Annotated in this window: 14 protein-coding genes and 1 tRNA gene; 6 read left to right on the top strand and 9 right to left on the bottom strand. The window is 66.2% G+C overall.

What is annotated here, in order from left to right; genetic code table 11:
- Positions 1-19 precede the first annotated feature (19 nt).
- Both groL and BLT68_RS06265 read right to left on the bottom strand, forming a co-directional pair.
- The gene (groL, locus tag BLT68_RS06260) at positions 20-1,645 is read right to left on the bottom strand and encodes a chaperonin GroEL (protein WP_070778796.1); all 1,626 of its coding nucleotides are present in this window, start codon (positions 1,643-1,645) and stop codon (positions 20-22) included.
- Between the two features lie 388 nt (positions 1,646-2,033).
- Positions 2,034-2,570, bottom strand: a complete 537-nt coding sequence (locus BLT68_RS06265; protein ID WP_074633290.1) for a LytR C-terminal domain-containing protein — start codon at positions 2,568-2,570, stop codon at positions 2,034-2,036.
- Positions 2,571-2,710: 140 nt separating this feature from the next.
- Here BLT68_RS06265 and BLT68_RS06270 point away from each other — a divergent pair, with 140 nt between their 5' ends.
- Positions 2,711-3,445, top strand: coding sequence for a uracil-DNA glycosylase (locus BLT68_RS06270; RefSeq protein WP_070778798.1), 735 nt, complete (start codon positions 2,711-2,713; stop codon positions 3,443-3,445).
- Between the two features lie 40 nt (positions 3,446-3,485).
- Here the strand turns inward: BLT68_RS06270 and BLT68_RS06275 are convergent.
- The 3 genes from BLT68_RS06275 to BLT68_RS06285 form a co-directional block, all read right to left on the bottom strand.
- Positions 3,486-3,558: transfer RNA gene (locus BLT68_RS06275), tRNA-Thr, on the bottom strand.
- A gap of 135 nt (positions 3,559-3,693) precedes the next feature.
- A complete protein-coding gene (locus BLT68_RS06280; protein WP_050694248.1) occupies positions 3,694-4,626 on the bottom strand; it encodes a DsbA family protein in 933 nt (310 codons plus the stop codon).
- 60 nt (positions 4,627-4,686) lie between these two features.
- Positions 4,687-6,753 carry a serine/threonine protein kinase gene (locus BLT68_RS06285; RefSeq protein ID WP_074633292.1) on the bottom strand — a complete coding sequence of 689 codons (2,067 nt, stop codon included), beginning with the start codon at positions 6,751-6,753 and terminating at the stop codon, positions 4,687-4,689.
- Between the two features lie 269 nt (positions 6,754-7,022).
- Between BLT68_RS06285 and BLT68_RS06290 the strand changes: the two genes are divergently transcribed.
- The 3 genes from BLT68_RS06290 (at position 7,023) to BLT68_RS06300 (ending at position 10,364) form a co-directional block, all read left to right on the top strand.
- The gene (locus BLT68_RS06290; protein ID WP_050694246.1) at positions 7,023-8,153 is read left to right on the top strand and encodes an ABC transporter ATP-binding protein; all 1,131 of its coding nucleotides are present in this window, start codon (positions 7,023-7,025) and stop codon (positions 8,151-8,153) included.
- A gap of 164 nt (positions 8,154-8,317) precedes the next feature.
- Positions 8,318-9,580, top strand: coding sequence for a DUF4032 domain-containing protein (locus BLT68_RS06295; RefSeq protein WP_050694245.1), 1,263 nt, complete (start codon positions 8,318-8,320; stop codon positions 9,578-9,580).
- A gap of 40 nt (positions 9,581-9,620) precedes the next feature.
- On the top strand, positions 9,621-10,364 hold the full coding sequence (locus BLT68_RS06300) for a glycerophosphoryl diester phosphodiesterase (RefSeq protein WP_074633294.1): 744 nt from the start codon (positions 9,621-9,623) through the stop codon (positions 10,362-10,364).
- Positions 10,365-10,425: 61 nt separating this feature from the next.
- Here the strand turns inward: BLT68_RS06300 and BLT68_RS09230 are convergent, their stop codons facing one another.
- Positions 10,426-11,637 (bottom strand): hypothetical protein, encoded by a 1,212-nt coding sequence (locus BLT68_RS09230; protein ID WP_074633295.1) that lies wholly within the window; start codon positions 11,635-11,637, stop codon positions 10,426-10,428.
- Positions 11,638-11,737: 100 nt separating this feature from the next.
- The gene (locus BLT68_RS06310; protein WP_074633297.1) at positions 11,738-12,424 is read right to left on the bottom strand and encodes a hypothetical protein; all 687 of its coding nucleotides are present in this window, start codon (positions 12,422-12,424) and stop codon (positions 11,738-11,740) included.
- Between the two features lie 253 nt (positions 12,425-12,677).
- Between BLT68_RS06310 and BLT68_RS06315 the strand changes: the two genes are divergently transcribed.
- Positions 12,678-14,144, top strand: a complete 1,467-nt coding sequence (locus BLT68_RS06315; protein WP_074633299.1) for a flotillin family protein — start codon at positions 12,678-12,680, stop codon at positions 14,142-14,144.
- An 841-nt stretch (positions 14,145-14,985) separates the two neighbouring features.
- Here BLT68_RS06315 and fbaA read toward each other — a convergent pair.
- Entirely contained in the window at positions 14,986-16,011 is a 1,026-nt protein-coding gene (gene fbaA, locus BLT68_RS06320; RefSeq protein ID WP_070778470.1) for a class II fructose-bisphosphate aldolase, read from the bottom strand.
- Positions 16,012-16,166: 155 nt separating this feature from the next.
- Positions 16,167-16,904, bottom strand: a complete 738-nt coding sequence (locus BLT68_RS06325) for a TrmH family RNA methyltransferase (RefSeq protein ID WP_074633300.1) — start codon at positions 16,902-16,904, stop codon at positions 16,167-16,169.
- Between BLT68_RS06325 and BLT68_RS06330 the strand changes: the two genes are divergently transcribed.
- Entirely contained in the window at positions 16,903-17,724 is an 822-nt protein-coding gene (locus tag BLT68_RS06330) for an HAD-IIA family hydrolase (RefSeq protein WP_074633302.1), read from the top strand. The genes BLT68_RS06325 and BLT68_RS06330 overlap by 2 nt on opposite strands.
- The last annotated feature ends 19 nt before the right edge of the window (positions 17,725-17,743 follow it).

The raw sequence follows: 17,743 nt of genomic DNA on the forward strand, positions 1-17,743 counted from the left end.
CAGCACGTAGCCGAGCGGCTCAGTACATGCCACCCATGCCTGCACCGGCGTCTTCGCCACCGGCGGCCGGGGGCTCCGGCTTGTCGGCCACGACGGCCTCGGTGGTGAGGAACATGCCGGCGATGGAGGCCGCGTTCTGCAGGGCGGAACGCGTAACCTTCACCGGGTCGGAAATGCCCTCGGCCATGAGGTCGCCGTACTCGCCGGTCGCGGCGTTCAGGCCGTGGCCGGGATCCATGCCGGCAACCCGGTCGGCGACGACGCCGCCCTCGAGGCCCGCGTTCTCAGCGATCTGCTTGAGGGGCGAGACGACGGCCAGGCGCACGATGTTCACGCCGGTCGCCTCGTCTCCCACCAGCTCCAGGGAGGCCAGGGTCTTCTCGGCGGCCTGGATCAGGGCGACGCCGCCACCGGCGACCAAGCCCTCTTCCGAGGCTGCGCGCGCGTTGCGCACAGCATCCTCAATGCGGTGCTTGCGCTCCTTGAGCTCGACCTCGGTGGCCGCGCCGGACTTGATGACGGCGACGCCACCGGCCAGCTTCGCCAGGCGCTCCTGCAGCTTCTCGCGGTCGTAATCGGAGTCGGTGTTCTCGATCTCCTGGCGGATCTGACGGACGCGTCCGTCCAGCATCTCCTTGTCGCCGGCGCCCTCAACGATCGTGGTCTCATCCTTGGAGACGACGACCTTGCGGGCGCGACCCAGCAGCTCCAGATCCGCGTTCTCCAGGGACAGGCCGACGGTCTCGGAGATGACCTGGCCACCCGTCAGAATCGCCATATCCTGCAGCATCGCCTTGCGACGCTCGCCGAAACCTGGCGCCTTGACGGCCACGGACTTGAAGGTGCCGCGGATCTTGTTGACGACCAGCGTGGCCAGGGCCTCGCCCTCGACGTCCTCGGCGATGATCACCAGAGGCTTGCCGGTCTGCATGACCTTCTCCAGGACGGGAACGATGTCCTTGACGTTCGAGATCTTCGAGTCCATGAGCAGGACGTACGCGTCCTCCAGGACGGCCTCCTGGCGCTCGTTATCGGTGACGAAGTAGGCCGACAGGTAGCCCTTGTCGAAACGCATACCCTCGGTGGTCTCAAGCGTGGTGTCGAAGGAGTTGGTTTCCTCGACAGTGACGACGCCCTCGGCGCCGACCTGCTCGAAGGCCTGGGCGATGAGGTCACCGATCTCGGTGTCGTTGGCCGAGATGGAGGCGGTGGCGGCAATCTGTTCCGTCGTCTCGACGGGCTTGGCGTCTTTGTGGAGCTGTTCGACGATGGCGTTGACTGCCAGGTCAATGCCGCGCTTGAGGGCGATCGGGTTGGAACCGGCGGCGACGTTGCGCAGGCCCTCGTGGACCAGCGCTTGGGCCAGGACGGTCGCGGTGGTCGTGCCGTCACCCGCAACGTCGTCGGTCTTCTTCGCAACTTCCTTGACGAGCTCGGCGCCGATACGCTCGAAGGGATCTTCGAGGTCGATCTCCTTGGCGACGGAAACGCCGTCCTTGGTGATGGTGGGGGCACCCCACTTCTTGTCGAGCACGACGTTGCGGCCCTTGGGGCCCAGCGTCACCTTAACGGTGTCGGCCAGCAGGTTGAGGCCATTCTCCATGCCGCGACGGGCATCCTCATCGAACTTGATGATCTTGGTCATTGGAAATGTGTCCTTCCGCGATGCGGATCGGGTCCGGTGCCCGCGACGGACGACCGCGCTTGGTGGCGGCCTCACCGGACCTGTGGTTTTGTCACTCGTAGTGTCGGAGTGCTAGATACGATTTTGGCACTCGACATCCCAGAGTGCAAGGCGAGTCCACGAACCTGAGCGCGATGCGCTCAGGGCGTAACGCGATGGACGAGAATGATGAGCGGGGGCGGTAAAAACAGCGCGACGCCCCCATCGGACCACAGCGTTTTCGCCGCGTTTTCTTCACGTCTGCAGGCGGAACAGGGAACATAGACATCCAGGATGCCGCGTAGCGCTGCGCCGAAAACGGCGCGAGACGGTGGGGAAGAAAGGGGAAAACGAGAGTGAGGGGCGTGACTCAGCGAAGAATAACGACGATATCGGGGTTGCCGAGCCCGCTCTCCTGACGCACGTTATCGATGCCCAGCCTGGACGCGACGTCCTTCGCCGTGCCCTCCATACGTGGATCCTCGTAGAACACGGTCGAGGCCTGGGTTGCCCACCCGTCAGCATTCGCCGCGGAGGTTCCCGCATACCCCGCCGCATTCAAAATAGCGGCCTTCTGACCGGCGTACCCCTGGGCGCCGGTCCCGTTGAGAACGTGGATGACCGCACCGTAATCGGGCTCGGTGGAGGCCGACGGGGAGGAGGAACTCGCAGAAGGGGTCGGTTCGCTCGCAGACTGGGCGCCAGACGCAGGCTCCTCGCTCGTGCTAGGCGAGGCACTGGGGGTCGTCGACGACGCGCTCTGCGCGGGGCTGACCGTCGTGGTCCGCTGGCGTGACAGGGCGGTCGCAGCAGCCCATCCGAGCGCGGGAACGATCACGAGGATGGCTAGGAAAGGCCACACGTTCTTCCACTTCGAGGGCTTAGGGCGGTGCATGCCGACGGGCATATCCTCGCCGGCACGATCAAATTCATCCCTGGGGTACTGAGAACTCACACACTCAGGCTATCAGACTATCGGAAAAGAGCCCGCGGGGCGCGCGCAGGCGCGAGAATGTGCCCTCGCCCGTGCGGCACTAGGCTAGCGGTATGAGTGATTACAATCCCCGTCCATTGTCCGAGCTCATCGATCCGGGGTGGGTCAGGGCATTGGCCCCCGTCGAGGGGCGCGTACACGAGCTGGGTGCGATGCTGGCCGCCGAGGTGGAGCAGGGCCGCGGCTACCTGCCCGCTGGCACCGATGTTCTGCGGGCTTTCACCTATCCCTTCGACCGAGTGAAGGTACTGATTGTCGGTCAAGATCCCTATCCGACGCCGGGACACGCGATGGGCTTGTCGTTTTCGGTGCGTCCAGGCGTACCGTTGCCGAAGTCTCTCGTTAATATCTTTCGCGAGCTCAGCGAGGACACGGGCTGCCCGCCTCCGGCGTCGGGAGACCTGACGGCGTGGAGCGAGCAGGGGGTGTGCCTGCTCAATAGGGTGCTGACGGTTCGCCCGGGCGCCCCCGCGTCACACCGCGGCAGGGGGTGGGAGGAAGTCACGCAGTGCGCGATCGACGCGCTGGTGGCCCGCCGTCTAGCCGACGGTTCGCGCGCGCCGCTCGTGGCGATTCTGTGGGGAAAGGACGCGAATTCGCTGGCGCCTCGCCTGGGGGACACTCCGATTATTTCTTCGGTTCACCCCTCACCGCTGTCCGCGTATCGGGGCTTCTTTGGGTCGCGTCCCTTTTCGCGCGCAAACGAACTACTGGAGGCACAGGGGGCGGCGGGCATCGAGTGGTCTCGGATCGCCGCGCAGGCCGCCCCGGGGCACCCTCACCCGTGAGCTCCCCTCCGCGGGCAGCAAGGCCGCCGAGGGGGCGCGGAGCCGGCTATCGGACTCGAACCGATGACCTGCTGTTTACAAGACAGCTGCTCTACCAACTGAGCTAAGCCGGCGGCGCACACTAGTGTGCCATAGGTTGGGTCGGGCGCGCGCGAGCGAGGCATCGCGCCGGGCCTGGGCCTCGGCCCGGCGCACGGACGCCGGTGGGGTGGATCCAGTTTCCAGGCCCACCCCACCGGCGTTGCGCCTCAGTTGGAGCCGGTGGTATCCCCCGAGCCTGAAGATTCGTCCGTGCCGCTCTGCGAGGGTTCTGTCGCCTCGGGTGTCGGCGTTGCGCCCCCGCTCTGCGAGGCCGAATCGGTGATGCCGTACTCCTTCATGATGCTCTGACGCAGCGCGGACAGCTGGGTGCCCAGCGGAATGAGCGTCGAGTGGTTTTTGACCAGCTCGGGGGTGCCGATACCCGATTCGCGTCCACTGTAACCCGCGTCCTTCCAGGCGTTGGTCGCGGTCTCCAGGTAGGATTCGACGGCGTTGACGGGGAAGGTATCGACGACGCTGGAGGGAACTCCGACCTCGGTTGCGATCTGCTTAACCTGCTTCCACGAGGCGTCAAGGTTCTGGATGACCGTGCCATTCGACGCCTGGAACTGCGTGCGGAAGTAGGCCAGCAGCGCGTGGTGGAAGTCAATCCACTTGTCGGGAGCCTTCTGGGCGACCACCAGGGAGGCGCCGGTCGCGGGCTTCAGGTAGTCCATGTTGACGGTGATCACCGGCTGGATCTCCAGGTTAAAGTGCCCCTGGGAGGCCCAGGTGGTCAGGTCCTTCCCCATGGCCACATCCAGATCGGCGCAGGCGTGGCAGGAGTAGTCGAAGTACTCGGTGAGGGTAGGCGCATTCGGATCGGATTCGCCGACGACGCCGCTCGCGCTGACGGTAATCGGTCGCCCGTCGGCGTAGGGGCCGAGGACCTCGGAAGCGTCAACGTTGCGCGCGGCATCAATTTGGGCCCGCTGCTTCCAGATGACGGCGCCGACTGCTCCAGCCACTGCCAGGACTATGATGACGACGCAGGCAATGACCGTGATGCGGACGCGACGGTCGGCGCGCTCCTGCGCCAGGCGCATCTGTGCGGCCTTGGCGCGCACGGGGTCAACGGGCGGCTTCGTTTTCTGAGCCATGAACTCACCTTCCGAAAATAATTGAATATTGTAAGACTACCGAGCGAGACGAAACCTCGCCTAGTGCAACAGGCCACCCGTGGCAATCAGCCACGCGCCCACGAGGAAACCCGCACAGCCTACCGCGAGGAGCGCGCGGCCCCAGGGCGGACGCACGATCGAACGCAGCGAGGTGGCGATGCCGACGCGAAGGTCGGCAGCGAAGGGCATGAGCCAGGCAGCCAGGATCGTGGCCGCCGCGAGCGCCCAGACGATGATTGCCGCCGTGGGATCGCTCAGCCAGTAGTCGTCGCGCTCGGGGTAAGCGGCGATGGCGACGCCGACGGGCCACGACCACAGCACCCTCCCCTCGCGGGAGTACGAGGCGAAAGCCCAGAGGCCGTAGGGAATGAGGCCGCCGACGATGAGGGCCAGGGAGGTGGTCAGGACCGACCGCAGGAGCAGGATCGGAGACATGGCCAGGACGGCCGCGCCATCGCTGGGCTTGGGACCGCGCAGGAACCGACGCCGCTCAAGCCACCGGCTCATCGCGCCAACCAGGCCAAAGGCGGTCAACGCGATGCCGACGACCAAAGTGCCCCTGGCCCCAAGCAGGAAAGGCAGGGAGGCCAGGGCCGCCAGCAACGACGCACCGGATATCCAGGCCCCCCTCCCCCACGACGAGGCCGCGGCATTCCTGCCCTGTCCGTTTCCCTGGGGAAAGGATCCGGCCGGGGCCCACTGGGGGCCGCCGCCCGCCAGGGGAGCGACAGCGGGCTGCTGGGGATAGGCCTGCCCATACCCGGGGGCCATGCCTGGACCCGGAGCAAAAGGCGCCTGGCCACCGTACCCGGGGGGAACTCCGGGACCTGGAACGTAAGGCGCCTGCTGCCCGGGGGGAACTCCGGGGCCCGGAGCGTAAGGAACCTGCCCATACCCGGGGGAAACTCCGGGACCTGGAATATAAGGCGCCTGCTGCCCGGGGTCATCTCCCTGCGCGTAGGGGGCCATGACCTCCGTGGGTTCTGCGTCATCCACGACCGGCCACGTAGCGGTGGGATCGACATGCCAGGGGACCTCTTCGGTGTCCTCGTCCCAGTCATCGCTGCTGTCCGCAATGGCCGCGGTATCAACCACGTCGGTACGGTCGCCCTCCGCGGCGAACTCGGAGGCGTCGCGGGGCACACGATCCGGGCAGGAAACCGCACGCGCGCCGTCAGCGACCGGCCGTTGCCCGTCATCGTCCCATTCGGGCGGAGCGGCGATTTCCTGCGGGTCGGAGTTGATGAACTGGGTGGGCACACCCGTGTCGAGCAACTGAGCCCAGTTGACGGTCACGTAATCAAGCTCGCCGGGCGCCCATCCGACGGCGCCCATGAGATCCGCGACGACCAGGGAGGGCGAGGGACGGTCGTCGGGGTTGGACGCCAGGCCACCCGCGAGCGCGTCGGCGACCAGGGGGTGCAGCCCGGCCAGGTCGGGCGCGGCCTCGATGACGCGCAGCATGGTGGCCGACATGTCACCCGCGCCGAAGGGGGGTCGTCCGGTCGCGCACGAGAGCAGGGTGGCGCACCACGCCCACCAGTCGGATTCCTTGGTCGCTCCCCGCCCCCGGAGCAGTTCGGGCGCCGTGTACCCCGCCGTTCCAGAGACCAGGCCGGTGCGCGTCAGGTGCTGGTCCGAGGTGGCCATCGCGATGCCAAAGTCGATGAGGACGGGCCCTCTGGGAGAACAGATGATGTTGGAGGGCTTGATGTCGCGGTGGATGATGTCAGCGTGGTGCACCGCGGCGATCGTGGAGGCCAGGTGGTAGGACATGGCGGCAACGCCGCGCAGGGGAACCGGCCCTGAGACGAGGATCTCGGCGAGCGTGGGCCCCTCGACGTACTCCGAGACCACGAAGGGCTGAGACGCCTCGGTTTCGACGTCAACAATGTGCGCGACGAAGGGCGAACGCACGGAGTTCACGGTGCGCGTTTCGCGCGCCAAGCGGGCGCGCGACGCCTCGGAGGCCGCCAGCGCCGGATGCATGGCCTTGAGCGCGACGCGCGCGCCGCCTCCGTCCTCGGCCAACCAGACCGTGCCCGCGCCGCCCGTGCCGAGCCGACGGATCAGCCGGTAGCCGCCCAGTTCCTCGCCTTCTTCCACGGCTTCAGCCTACCTGCCCCCACCCCATCTGCGTCCATCCGCGCGACAAACCCGTGCCTCGTGGGGAAATACGCAGGCCAGCAGAGGCGCCGAGGCCGCCCCGCGATCCATCATCCGAACCGGGTTGTACACATTCACGCGAGCGTGATAACTTCGTCGGTGGTTGCGCGCTCGGAACGATCCGGGCCGCGACTCCGTGGGCGAAGACGCTCCACGGACGCCCACAATGGATCGTCCGGCACGTACCTGCCGGTGGGAAGGAATTGCACATGGCAACCGTCACCTTCGACAAGGCAACCCGCGTCTACCCGGGTTCCGACAAGCCCGCCGTCGACCAACTCGACCTCGAGATCAAGGACGGGGAGTTCCTGGTCCTGGTCGGCCCCTCCGGCTGCGGCAAGTCCACCTCTTTGCGCATGCTCGCCGGCCTGGAGGACGTTAACTCCGGCCGCATCCTCATCGGCGACAAGGACGTCACGGACGTTCCCCCGAAGAACCGCGACATCGCAATGGTTTTCCAGAACTACGCACTGTACCCGCACATGTCGGTGCGCGAGAACATGGGTTTTGCCCTGAAGATCGCCGGCACGCCCAAGGAAGAGATCAACAAGCGCGTCGAAGAGGCTGCCAAGATCCTCGACCTGGAACCCTACCTGGACCGCAAGCCCAAGGCACTGTCCGGTGGCCAGCGCCAGCGCGTCGCCATGGGGCGCGCGATCGTCCGTAAGCCCCAGGTGTTCCTCATGGACGAGCCCCTGTCCAACCTGGACGCCAAGCTGCGCGTGCAGACGCGCACGCAGATCGCCTCCCTGCAGCGCGAGCTCGGCGTCACCACCGTGTACGTCACCCACGACCAGACTGAGGCCCTGACGATGGGCGACCGCATCGCCGTTCTCGCCGGCGGCCTCCTCCAGCAGGTCGGCACGCCGCAGGAAATGTACGAGCGCCCCGCCAACGAGTTCGTCGCAGGCTTCATCGGCTCCCCCGCCATGAACCTGGGCACCTTCACGGTGGACGGCGAGTGGGCCAAGCTCGGCCCGGCCCACGTCGCCCTGTCCGAGGCCACCCGCGCCGCGCTCACCACCGAGGACGACGGAAAGATCAAGATCGGTTTCCGTCCCGAAAGCCTGGACGTCGTCCCCGAAGGTACCGAGGGAACCATCCCCGTCGAGGTGGACTTCGTTGAGGAGCTGGGCTCCGACGCCTACGTCTACGGCCACCTGGCCGGCGCCGAGAAGGGCCACGGCCTGGGGTCCGGCGCCGAGGGCACCAGCGAGCAGCTGATCGTGCGCGTCCCCCCGCGGACCGCCCCCGCGCGCGGCGGCATCCTCCACGTGCGCATCCGCGAAGGCCAGCAGCACAACTTCTCGGCCTCCACGGGCGTGCGCCTGCCCGAGTGAGACTCGGCCCTCACGCGCGATATTCAACAGACCCCGGCCTCGTCCTCTCATACCCCTGGACGAGGCCGGGGTTTCTTTCCATCCACGTGTGTTCTTGACCGCGACTGGCCGCACCACCACCGCCCGCGGTGGCAGGCGACGCTCGGGGTGCCACAATGGATGGCATGGCTTTGGACATTACGGCGGCCGCGGTCGACCCCACTCTCTTGGACCTCCCCTGGGAAGTCCCCCTGGAGGAGTGGCCCTCGTCCCTGCTCGCCGCCCTGCCGCGCGGCATTTCCCGTCACGTCGTGCGCTTCGTGAACCTGTCGGGTCGCGTGCTGGCAGTTAAGGAGATCGGGCCGACGGTCGCCCACCACGAGTACGACATGCTGCGCGACCTGAGGCGCCTCGACGCCCCCTCGGTCCTGCCGGTGGCCGTCATCACGGGGCGCGAGAGCCCCGACGGCGAAGAGCTGAATGCGGTGCTTGTGACCGAACATCTGACGTTCTCGCTGCCCTACCGCGCGCTTTTTTCGCTGTCGATGCGCGCGGACACGGCGACGCGTCTCATCGACGCGCTCGCGCTGCTGCTCGTACGCCTCCACCTCCTGGGCTTCTACTGGGGCGACGTGTCGCTGTCGAACACACTGTTTCGGCGCGACGCGGGCGAGTTCTCGGCCTACCTGGTTGATGCCGAGACGGGCGAGCTTCACGGGACGCTCACCCCGGGCCAGCGCGACTACGACGTGGACCTGGCGCGCACGAACATCATCGGCGAACTCATGGATCTGCAGGCGGGCGGCTACTTCCCCATGGACGCCGACCCCATCGACGTGGGCGACCGCATCCGCACCCAGTACGACCTGCTGTGGCGGGAGGTCACCGCCGAGGAATCCATCCCGAACCAGCAGCGCCGATACCGCGTGAACGAGCGCATTCGCCGACTCAACGACCTGGGTTTCGACGTGGCCGAGCTGCGCATGTCCTCAGATACTTCCGGCGGCCATCTGATCATTCAGCCGAAGGTGGTCGACGCCGGCCACCACAACCGTAAGCTTATGCGCCTGACCGGCATGGACGTGGGCGAGCACCAGGCGCGCAGACTGCTCGCCGACATCGACGCGTGGCGCGCCACGTCCGGCAGGGAGGACGTGCCCCTGGAACAAGCGGCCCACGAGTGGATGACGGACGAGTTCACGCCCGTCGTCCGGGCGATTCCCCGGGAGCTGGCGGGCAAGTTGGAGCCCGCCCAGCTCTACCACGAGTTCCTCGAGCACCGCTGGTATATGGCCCAGCAGGTGGGCCACGACGTGCCGCGCGACGAGGTAGTGGCCTCCTACATCGCCACCGTTTTGCCGTCGAAACGCGACGAGGCGGTCCTCCTCGAACCCGGGCCGGGGCGCACCTCTACGTTCAGCGCGGAGACAAACCCCGACCTATGGTGATGGGGTAACGCAACCCGCCCCGCGCACGCTAGGAGCACCCATGTCTCAATTCCCCCGCATCTTCGCCCACAGGGGCGCGTCCTCGCTGGCCCCAGAGAACACGATCGCCGCGTTCTCGAAGGCCATGGAGGTCGGTGCCCGCTGGTTCGAGTTCGACGTGGATATCGCGGGCGACGGTTCCCTGATCGTCATCCACGACGACACGCTGGACCGGACCACGACGGGGTCAGGTTCCTACTATCAGCTGGGCTATTCGGATATTCGCCGCCTGGACGCCGGCCGCTGGTTTTCCGACACGTATCGTTTCGAACGTATCCCCGAGGCCGCGGATGCCCTTGAGTTCGCTCACGCCCAGCAGATGGGCGCGAATCTGGAGGTGAAGCCCTGCGGGGGCGGGACCCGCCTGCGCGAACGCCTCATCGAGTCGTTGGCAATCACGGTCGCCGGCCAGAAGGTTCCCTCCCGCCTGATCGTCTCCTCCTTCGATCACGAGCTGCTCGCCGCTTTTCACGCGGCATGCCCCGGGGTGCCTCTGGGGTGGCTCATTGAGCGCGCCTCTGACGAATGGCGTGAGGGGGCTGCGACCCTGGGGGCCAGCGCCATCCACCCGGGCGTTGCGGGCCTCACTCGAGAGGACGTGCGTGCCATGCGCGACGCGGGCTTCGACGTGAACGTGTGGACCGTCAACGACGTGGAGCAGGCACGCGAGCTCGCCTCGTGGGGCGTAACGGGCATCTTCACGGACCGACCGCAGGACTTCCCCGCCGAGGCGTTGGCTCTCTGAGGCAGCAGACAGTGGCCGGGGCACGCTTTGTCAGCGCGCCCCGGCCACTTCGCGATGAGGGTTACTCGGGGTTTTGGCCGGCGCGGCGCGCGAAACGCTTGGACACGTGCTTAGCCAGCGACAGCTCGGCGATGGAGTCGACCACCATGAGGCCGCCGACGATGCCCGCGAAACGCATCCATCCCGAGCGCGGCGATGAGGAACGAACGGCGGCGACGAGCAGGCCCGTTCCGACGATGGCCTCGGCCGCGACTGCCGCGTGGATAATCCAGGGGCGTTCGACAGCGACGGATTCGTAGGAGCTCCACAGGGGCTTGACCACCGACTGCGGCTGTCCCATCATGATGTCGACGCTGCGGCCGATCGCGTTGGAAATGCCGCGCGCCAGGTGGACGGTGACCCCTTCGACGTCCTCAGCGTCCGTGATTCCCAGGAGGAATCCGGCGACGGATCCGGGCAGTCCGAGCGCGCGCACGACCTTCCACACGGATTCTTCGCCGGTGGTGGCGACGCAGGCCCAGAGAGCGTCGGGGTCAGAACCGGGGACGGCGCGCGCAATGGCCAGCAGGTCGAGGCGGTCACCGACCAGGTCAATGACCTCGCCGGGCAGCTCGGACGTCTTGTCGTGGCCGCCTGGGACGATAGCGACCTTCATGCCCCAGTTGTGCGACACGATGTGCTCAAGGTGGTCGTCGGTCACCAGGAATACCTGGAACTCAGAGTCGGACACGGAGAGCGTCACGAGCGGCAGATCACCGAAGTTCCACCCCTCCTTCTCAGCGGGAAGCTCGGCGAGGATCGCCCGGTGATCGTCGGCCAGTTCCAGATCGCCCAGGTCGACGCCCTCCAGGGCGGCCAGGAGTGGGACGGAGGAGGCGGGGGTGCGCCCGATCTCGACGATGCGGGTGGGTGCTACTAGCTCTGGTACCTTAGCGTCGTCGTCGGAGGGCCACACCTTCCCGAGGGGTGATTCCCCCTCCGGCAGGTGGTCGGCGGTGGCGTTCCCGATGCGCACCTCGGCGTCGAAGAGGATGGCGAGTTCCTCGGCCAGCTTATCGGGCGAGGGGCCGGGCCTCGCCTCGGTCGAGTCGGCGGGGACGGTGGCGACGCGTTCCTCGGCGACCGCGATGTTCAGGCCGAGCAGCTGCGGCGAGGCGGGGAACCATTCGAGCTGCGCCAGGATGGCCCGTTCTTTGAGTTCGGTGGCGACGACGCTGGGATCCAGGTCGTGGCCAATGATCATGCCTTCAATGCGGGTCCAGTTCTGGGCCATGTCACTACCTTCCTATCCGTGATGGCTTCATCACACCACACTTTGTTCCATTCTGTCGCGTGGGATATCCCGCCCACCCGCATAAACACACCGATACAACTCACCACTCGGCGCCACCCCACTCTACTGCAGTAAAACCAGTACGCACGGGCGGCGCCGCAAAAGTCTGCGGCTGGGCAACAGTGGTCGCGTCGGCCTCACGAATCGTCATAAACACACGTATGAAAGAATCGGGAGTGATCTCGTTGTCGGCCTCATCCGCAAATCGATACGAAACCCGCTGCGTGTAGGCGGTCGCATCAAAGGACACAAACGTGTATTCATGCGCCCGCATGCGAGGCGCCCAATAGGTAATGAAATCAGCGGCCTCCCGATCATTGAGCCCAAGCTGACTCAGCTTATCCTCCAAGAAGGGCACCGCATCATCACGGGAAACAACAAAACCCTGCTCGGGATCAGGCACAACCATCTGTCCATCCCAGAACAAAGAAGGATACGTGCGCCCGGAGAGGCCGGTGAGGGTGCCGTTGGGGGCGGCGTCCAGCGTCCACGAGGCCTGGGTTCGTCCGTCGGCGGCGCGGACGCTGTCGGGGGCGGGGTACACGGTGTCGAGGGTGCCCTCAAGGTCGAGGGTGACGGTGAGCCGCTGCTCCACCTGCGGATACACACAAAGAACGGGCTTACGGGCCTTTCCCCGATCGGACAGGGTGGTCATGATTGCCACGGCGACAACGATCACAATGAGCACCCAGACAGTGCACCCAACAACGATCATTGCTTTCTTCATGGTTTCCCGGCCTCTCTGTCGCGAACCCGTCGTGGACCTCGTCCACCCGCTGCTCGTCCCGCAGTTTCCTCATCATACGGCGCGCATTCGCTCCGTTTCAAGCCCCACAGGAAGAAGCGAAAACGCGCAGTTGGAAGCACACTCCCGCGTACGAAGCGCAAGAATTTTGAGTCATGCGTCATACGCTGCTATCCTAACCTGTTGCGCGACGCCGTTTTCAAGCGCGCCGCATCCCAGAGTGAAAGCAATAACCATGTCTGTCGTGTTCATCGCAGCGAGCGTCGCCGCCGCTGTCATCCTCGTTTGTCTCTTCCTGTGGGCGAGCTTCGTCTCCGCCTCTCCGGGCGAAATCAAGGTCATCTCGGGACCTCGCGGCCAGCGGGTGCTGCACGGGAAGACCGGCTGGAAGGTCCCGCTGCTTGAGCGCGTGGACTCCATGACCGCCTCGATGATCTCCGTCGACGCCCAAACCACGGATTTCGTCCCCACGAACGACTACATCAACGTGCGCGTCGACGCGGCCGTGAAGGTTCGCATCGCGACGGATGATCTGGCCCTGTTCCGCGCAGCAACCCGCAACTTCCTGTACAAGACCACGGCCGAAATCTCCGAAGAAGTGCGCGATACCCTCGAGGGACACCTGCGCGCGATCATCGGCCAGATGAAGCTGACGGACATCATCACGGACCGCGCCGCGTTCTCGGAGCGTGTCCAGGAGAATGCGAAGCAGGACCTGGAAGAGATGGGCCTGGAGATCGTCGCCTTCAACATCCAGAACGTGACCGACCAAAACGGAGTCATCGACAACCTGGGTATCGACAACACGGAGCAGATCCGCAAGACCGCGGCGATCGCGAAGGCGAACGCGCAAAAGGAAGTCGCGCAAGCGACCGCCGTGGCCCAGAAGGAAGCAAACGACGCCGAGGTCGCGTCCCAGCTGGAGATCGCTCAAAAGCAGACGGATTTGGCGAAACGCCAGGCCGCCCTGAAGGTCGAGGCCGACACCGAGAAGGCCAAGGCGGACGCCGCGTACGAGATTCAGTCGCAGATCCAGCGCCGCGACATCGAGCGCGAGACCGCCCAGGCGGACATCGTGAAACAGGAGCAGCAGGCGGTCATCAAGGAACGGGAAGTCGTCGTCACCAAGCAGGCCCTGCAGGCCGAGGTGAATGCGAAGGCCGACGCCGACCGTTACGCCGCCGAGAAGAAGGCCGACGCCGCCCTGTACGCGCGCCAGCGCCAGGCCGAGGCAGAGGCCTTCGAACGCACGAAGAAGGCGGACGCCGACAAACAGGCGATGCTCGCCGAGGCTCAGGGCATTGAGGCTCGCGGCCGCGCGGAGGCCAGCGCTATCGGCGCGAAGCTGACGGCTGAGGCGGAGGGTCTTGAAAAGAAGGCCGTGGCCATGACCAAGATGAATCAGGCTGCCGTGCTGGAAATGTACTTCCGCGCGCTGCCCGAGGTCGCGCGGGCGGTTGCCGAGCCTCTGTCGAAGGTCGATTCGATCACGATGTACGGCGAGGGCAACAACGCGCACATGGTCGGCGACATTACGAAATCGATCAGCCAGATCAACGCGGGCCTGGGCGATTCGCTGGGCTTGAACCTCCAGCAGCTGTTCTCGGCCCTCGTGGGCGCGAAGCTGGTGTCGCCCACTATCGCCGACGCTGTGGAAGAGGGGGTGCGCGACGCCTCCGACCCGAGGCCCACGCAGGGGTAGCGCGCACAAAGCTGCTCGAAGAGGCGGGATCTTTCGGGATCCCGCCTCTTCGCGTGCGCGGCGCGAGATCGGGGCGTGCTCGCCGAGGAGCGACACAAGCCCACCCGCCGGGCGCCAGCGGTGTCCGGCCTCCAGTCAGGGGGTCGCCGTGGAGCCTCTCGGCTCAGACTTGGGCGCCGTCTTTCGATGGTGGTGTATTTGGTGGGTTGGGTGTCTGGTGCGGGGTTGGGATGGTGGGTGGGCGAGGAGGGGCAGGAGTTGGTAGTCCGGGTTTGTTTCGAGGCGCGTTGGCTCACTTGGCGCGCATAAATCTTGCTGAGGTGTTCGTGGTGGGCAGCCCTGTTCGCGGGCATGTATGCGCCTTAGCGTGCGCCGTAGAGGGCTGCGCGTATCTTAGCGGGTTGAGAACAGTCAGCCCGATAACGGGGGTGTGGCCTGCGTGGATGGGGGTGAGCGCGCGGCGCGCGTGAGTCCCGCATCTGGATAGGAAACGGCTTCGTGGATAGGTTACGAGCTTCTGGATAGGTTAATAACCTATCCACGAGTGCATAACCTATCCAGCAACGCACTTCCTATCCACGAACCAGCCGCAAAAGGCAGCAACACCAACAGCAGCGGGGTCGAGCCACTGCGGGTTGACGGTGTCGCGAAAAAACGGCGCGCAACCCCGGCAGTAGTAGCACGCGGCACCTGATCCCACGCAGGCCGACAGCCACGGGAACGGATCAACGCCCCTGCAGACACACAGCACGCTTCACAGACACACAACAAGGCCGCCCGCCCCCCGGTGGGGGCGGGCGGCCAGGCGCGTCAGGCCGCTAGGCGGCAATCAGCGAAACGTTCAGCGCATCTGGGTGCCGGTGGCCCCCAGGCGCTCGCATGCCTCGACGACGCGGGCAGCCATGCCGGCCTCGGCGGCCTTGCCCCACGTGCGCGGGTCGTACTGCTTCTTGATGCCGACCTCGCCGTCGATCTTGAGGACGCCCTCGTAGTTGCGCAGCATGTGGTCGACGACCGGGCGGGTGAACGCGTACTGGGTGTCGGTGTCGACGTTCATCTTGATGACGCCGTTGGCGACAGCGGTCGCGATCTCCTCGGCGGTCGAGCCGGAGCCGCCGTGCATGACCAGGTCGAAGGGGCGGCGATCCAGGCCGTAGTGGGCGGCGACCTCTTCCTGGATGGTGCCCAGCAGCTCGGGACGCAGCTTGACGTGGCCGGGCTTGTAGGCGCCGTGCACGTTGCCGAAGGTCAGGGCCGTGAGGTAGCGGCCGTTCTCACCCAGGCCCAGGGCCTCGACGGTCTTGATGCCGTCCGCGGTGGAGGTGTATAGCTTCTCGTTGATCTCGCCGACGACGCCGTCTTCTTCGCCGCCGACCGCGCCGACCTCGATCTCGAGGATGGTGTGGGCCTTGACGGACAGGGCGAGCAGCTCCTTAGCGATCTCGAGGTTCTCGTCGAGGTCGATGGCGGAGCCGTCCCACATGTGGGACTGGAAGGTGGGGAGCTTGCCTTCGGCGACCTGGCCTGCCTCGATCTCGAGGAGGGGGCGGACCCAGGAGTCGATGTTCTGCTTCGCGCAGTGGTCGGTGTGCAGCGCGACGGTGATGCCGTAGTTCTTGGCAACCTCGGTCGCGTAGGCCGCGAGGGCCAGGGAGCCGGTGACGCGGTTCTTGATGGTGGAGCCGGAGCCGTACTCGGCGCCGCCGACGGACACCTGGAGGATACCGTCGGACTCGGCCTCTGCGAAGCCCTGGAGGGCGGCGGTGATGGTCTGGGAAGAGGTCACATTGATCGCGGGGTAGGCGAACTTGCCGTCCCTGGCGCGATTGAGCATCTCTGCGTAGACCTCGGGGGTTGCGATAGGCACTTGGAGCCTCCTAATCGAGTGACAGTTGTGTCGTGTCGTATTCTCTCACATTTTGCAAGAGCCGGAAGGGGATGGAAGTCCCGCGCAAACGGCATCAGTATCGTCCTCTCTCCTCCTCCAAGCCTCGGCCGGAGCCTTAGCCACGAGGCGATCGTTCAGGACTCACCCGTGGCTTCCAGGCGTGACGCGTGCGCCCACATGACGATCGCAGCGGCGTGCCCCACGTTCATCGAGCGCGTCGACCCCCGCTGGGTGATCGCGACGACGATATCGCAGGCGGCCAGCATGTCTTCGCTCAGGCCAAAGGCCTCGGACCCGAATACCAGGCACGCCTCGTCGGGCAGGACCGCCCCCTCCAGCGCGACGGAATCTTCCACATTGTCCACCCCCACGAGCGACAGCCCGACCCGCGCGCAGTACCGCGCCAACTCACCGGCGTCCTCGCGGTGATCCACCGGCAGGTAACGGTCCGTTACCATCGCGCCGCGACGGTTCCACCTCCTGCGCCCCACCACGTGCACGCGGCGCGCGCCCAGAGCGTTCGCGGTACGAACGATCGACCCGATGTTGAAGTCGTGATCGAGATTCTCCACGGCCACCTCAAAGGGCAGCGACCGGGCGGCAACGTCCGCGCGAATCGCGTCCATGGACCAATACCGGTACCGATCCTCCACGTTGCGCCGATCCCCGCGCTCCAGCAGGTCCCGGTCGTAGCGATCGCCGCTGGGCCACGCGGCCCGCCCACCCGGCCACGGGCCAACCCCCACCCGGGGCACGCACGCCGCCCCGGCCTCGTCCGCTAAAGCTTGCCCAATGGTCGCACGCGCGATGTCACATCCGTTTTCGTTCTCGCTCACGGACCCCACCCTAGCGGGACCGTAGAATGGGGGCATGACTGCCCTCACGCACGCTCCAAAAGCACTGACCGACCTGCCTCCCGTGACCGCCTGGCTCTCTGACATGGACGGCGTCCTGGTGAAGGAGAATCGCGCGCTGCCCGGCGCGAACGAGTTCCTCGCGGCACTGCGCGACAAGAGCTTCCCCTTCCTGGTTCTCACCAACAATTCGGTGTTCACCAACCGTGACCTGTCTGCGCGCCTGGCGAACTCGGGCCTGGACATTCCCGAGGACAACATCTGGACCTCCGCGAATGCCACCGCCGCCTTCCTACAGCAGCAGTCGCCCGGCTCGACCGCCTACGTCATCGGCGAGGCCGGCCTGACCACCGCGATCCACGCAGCGGGCTACGTCATGACCGAGACAGACCCCGAATACGTGGTACTCGGCGAGGTGCGTTCCTACGATTTTCGCGCGCTGACGCACGCGATCCGCCTCATTGAGGGCGGCGCGAAGTTTATCGCCACGAACCCCGACGTGTCGGGTCCCTCCGACGAGGGCACCCTGCCGGCGTGCGGTGCCATCGCCGCGATGATCACGGCGGCGACCGGCCAGCGCCCCTATTTCGTGGGCAAGCCAAACCCCGTCATGATCCGGGCCGGCCTGAACAAGATTGGCGCCCACTCGGAGAGCGCCGCCATGGTCGGTGACCGCATGGACACGGACGTGCGAGCCGGCGTCGAAGCCGGCCTGCGCACCCACCTGGTTCTGTCCGGTTCCACCGCGCGCGACGACATCTGCAACTACCCGTTCCGCCCCTTTGGCATCCACGAGGGCATCGGTCAGCTCGTGGAGCTGGTCGATGCGGCGCGCTGACCCACCGGCACGGAAGGAA

The organism is Schaalia meyeri (assembly GCF_900105015.1).
GTDB lineage: Bacteria > Actinomycetota > Actinomycetes > Actinomycetales > Actinomycetaceae > Pauljensenia > Pauljensenia meyeri.

Bases quoted from the DNA above. Each gene is read 5' to 3' on its own strand.
- groL (WP_070778796.1), bottom strand. From the start codon at position 1,645: ATGACCAAGATCATCAAGTTCGATGAGGATGCCCGTCGCGGCATGGAG.
- BLT68_RS06265 (WP_074633290.1), bottom strand. From the start codon at position 2,570: ATGCCCGTCGGCATGCACCGCCCTAAGCCCTCGAAGTGGAAGAACGTG.
- BLT68_RS06270 (WP_070778798.1), top strand. From the start codon at position 2,711: ATGAGTGATTACAATCCCCGTCCATTGTCCGAGCTCATCGATCCGGGG.
- BLT68_RS06280 (WP_050694248.1), bottom strand. From the start codon at position 4,626: ATGGCTCAGAAAACGAAGCCGCCCGTTGACCCCGTGCGCGCCAAGGCC.
- BLT68_RS06290 (WP_050694246.1), top strand. From the start codon at position 7,023: ATGGCAACCGTCACCTTCGACAAGGCAACCCGCGTCTACCCGGGTTCC.
- BLT68_RS06295 (WP_050694245.1), top strand. From the start codon at position 8,318: ATGGCTTTGGACATTACGGCGGCCGCGGTCGACCCCACTCTCTTGGAC.
- BLT68_RS06300 (WP_074633294.1), top strand. From the start codon at position 9,621: ATGTCTCAATTCCCCCGCATCTTCGCCCACAGGGGCGCGTCCTCGCTG.
- BLT68_RS09230 (WP_074633295.1), bottom strand. From the start codon at position 11,637: ATGGCCCAGAACTGGACCCGCATTGAAGGCATGATCATTGGCCACGAC.
- BLT68_RS06310 (WP_074633297.1), bottom strand. From the start codon at position 12,424: ATGAAGAAAGCAATGATCGTTGTTGGGTGCACTGTCTGGGTGCTCATT.
- BLT68_RS06315 (WP_074633299.1), top strand. From the start codon at position 12,678: ATGTCTGTCGTGTTCATCGCAGCGAGCGTCGCCGCCGCTGTCATCCTC.
- BLT68_RS06330 (WP_074633302.1), top strand. From the start codon at position 16,903: ATGACTGCCCTCACGCACGCTCCAAAAGCACTGACCGACCTGCCTCCC.
- BLT68_RS06325 (WP_074633300.1), bottom strand. From the start codon at position 16,904: ATGCCCCCATTCTACGGTCCCGCTAGGGTGGGGTCCGTGAGCGAGAAC.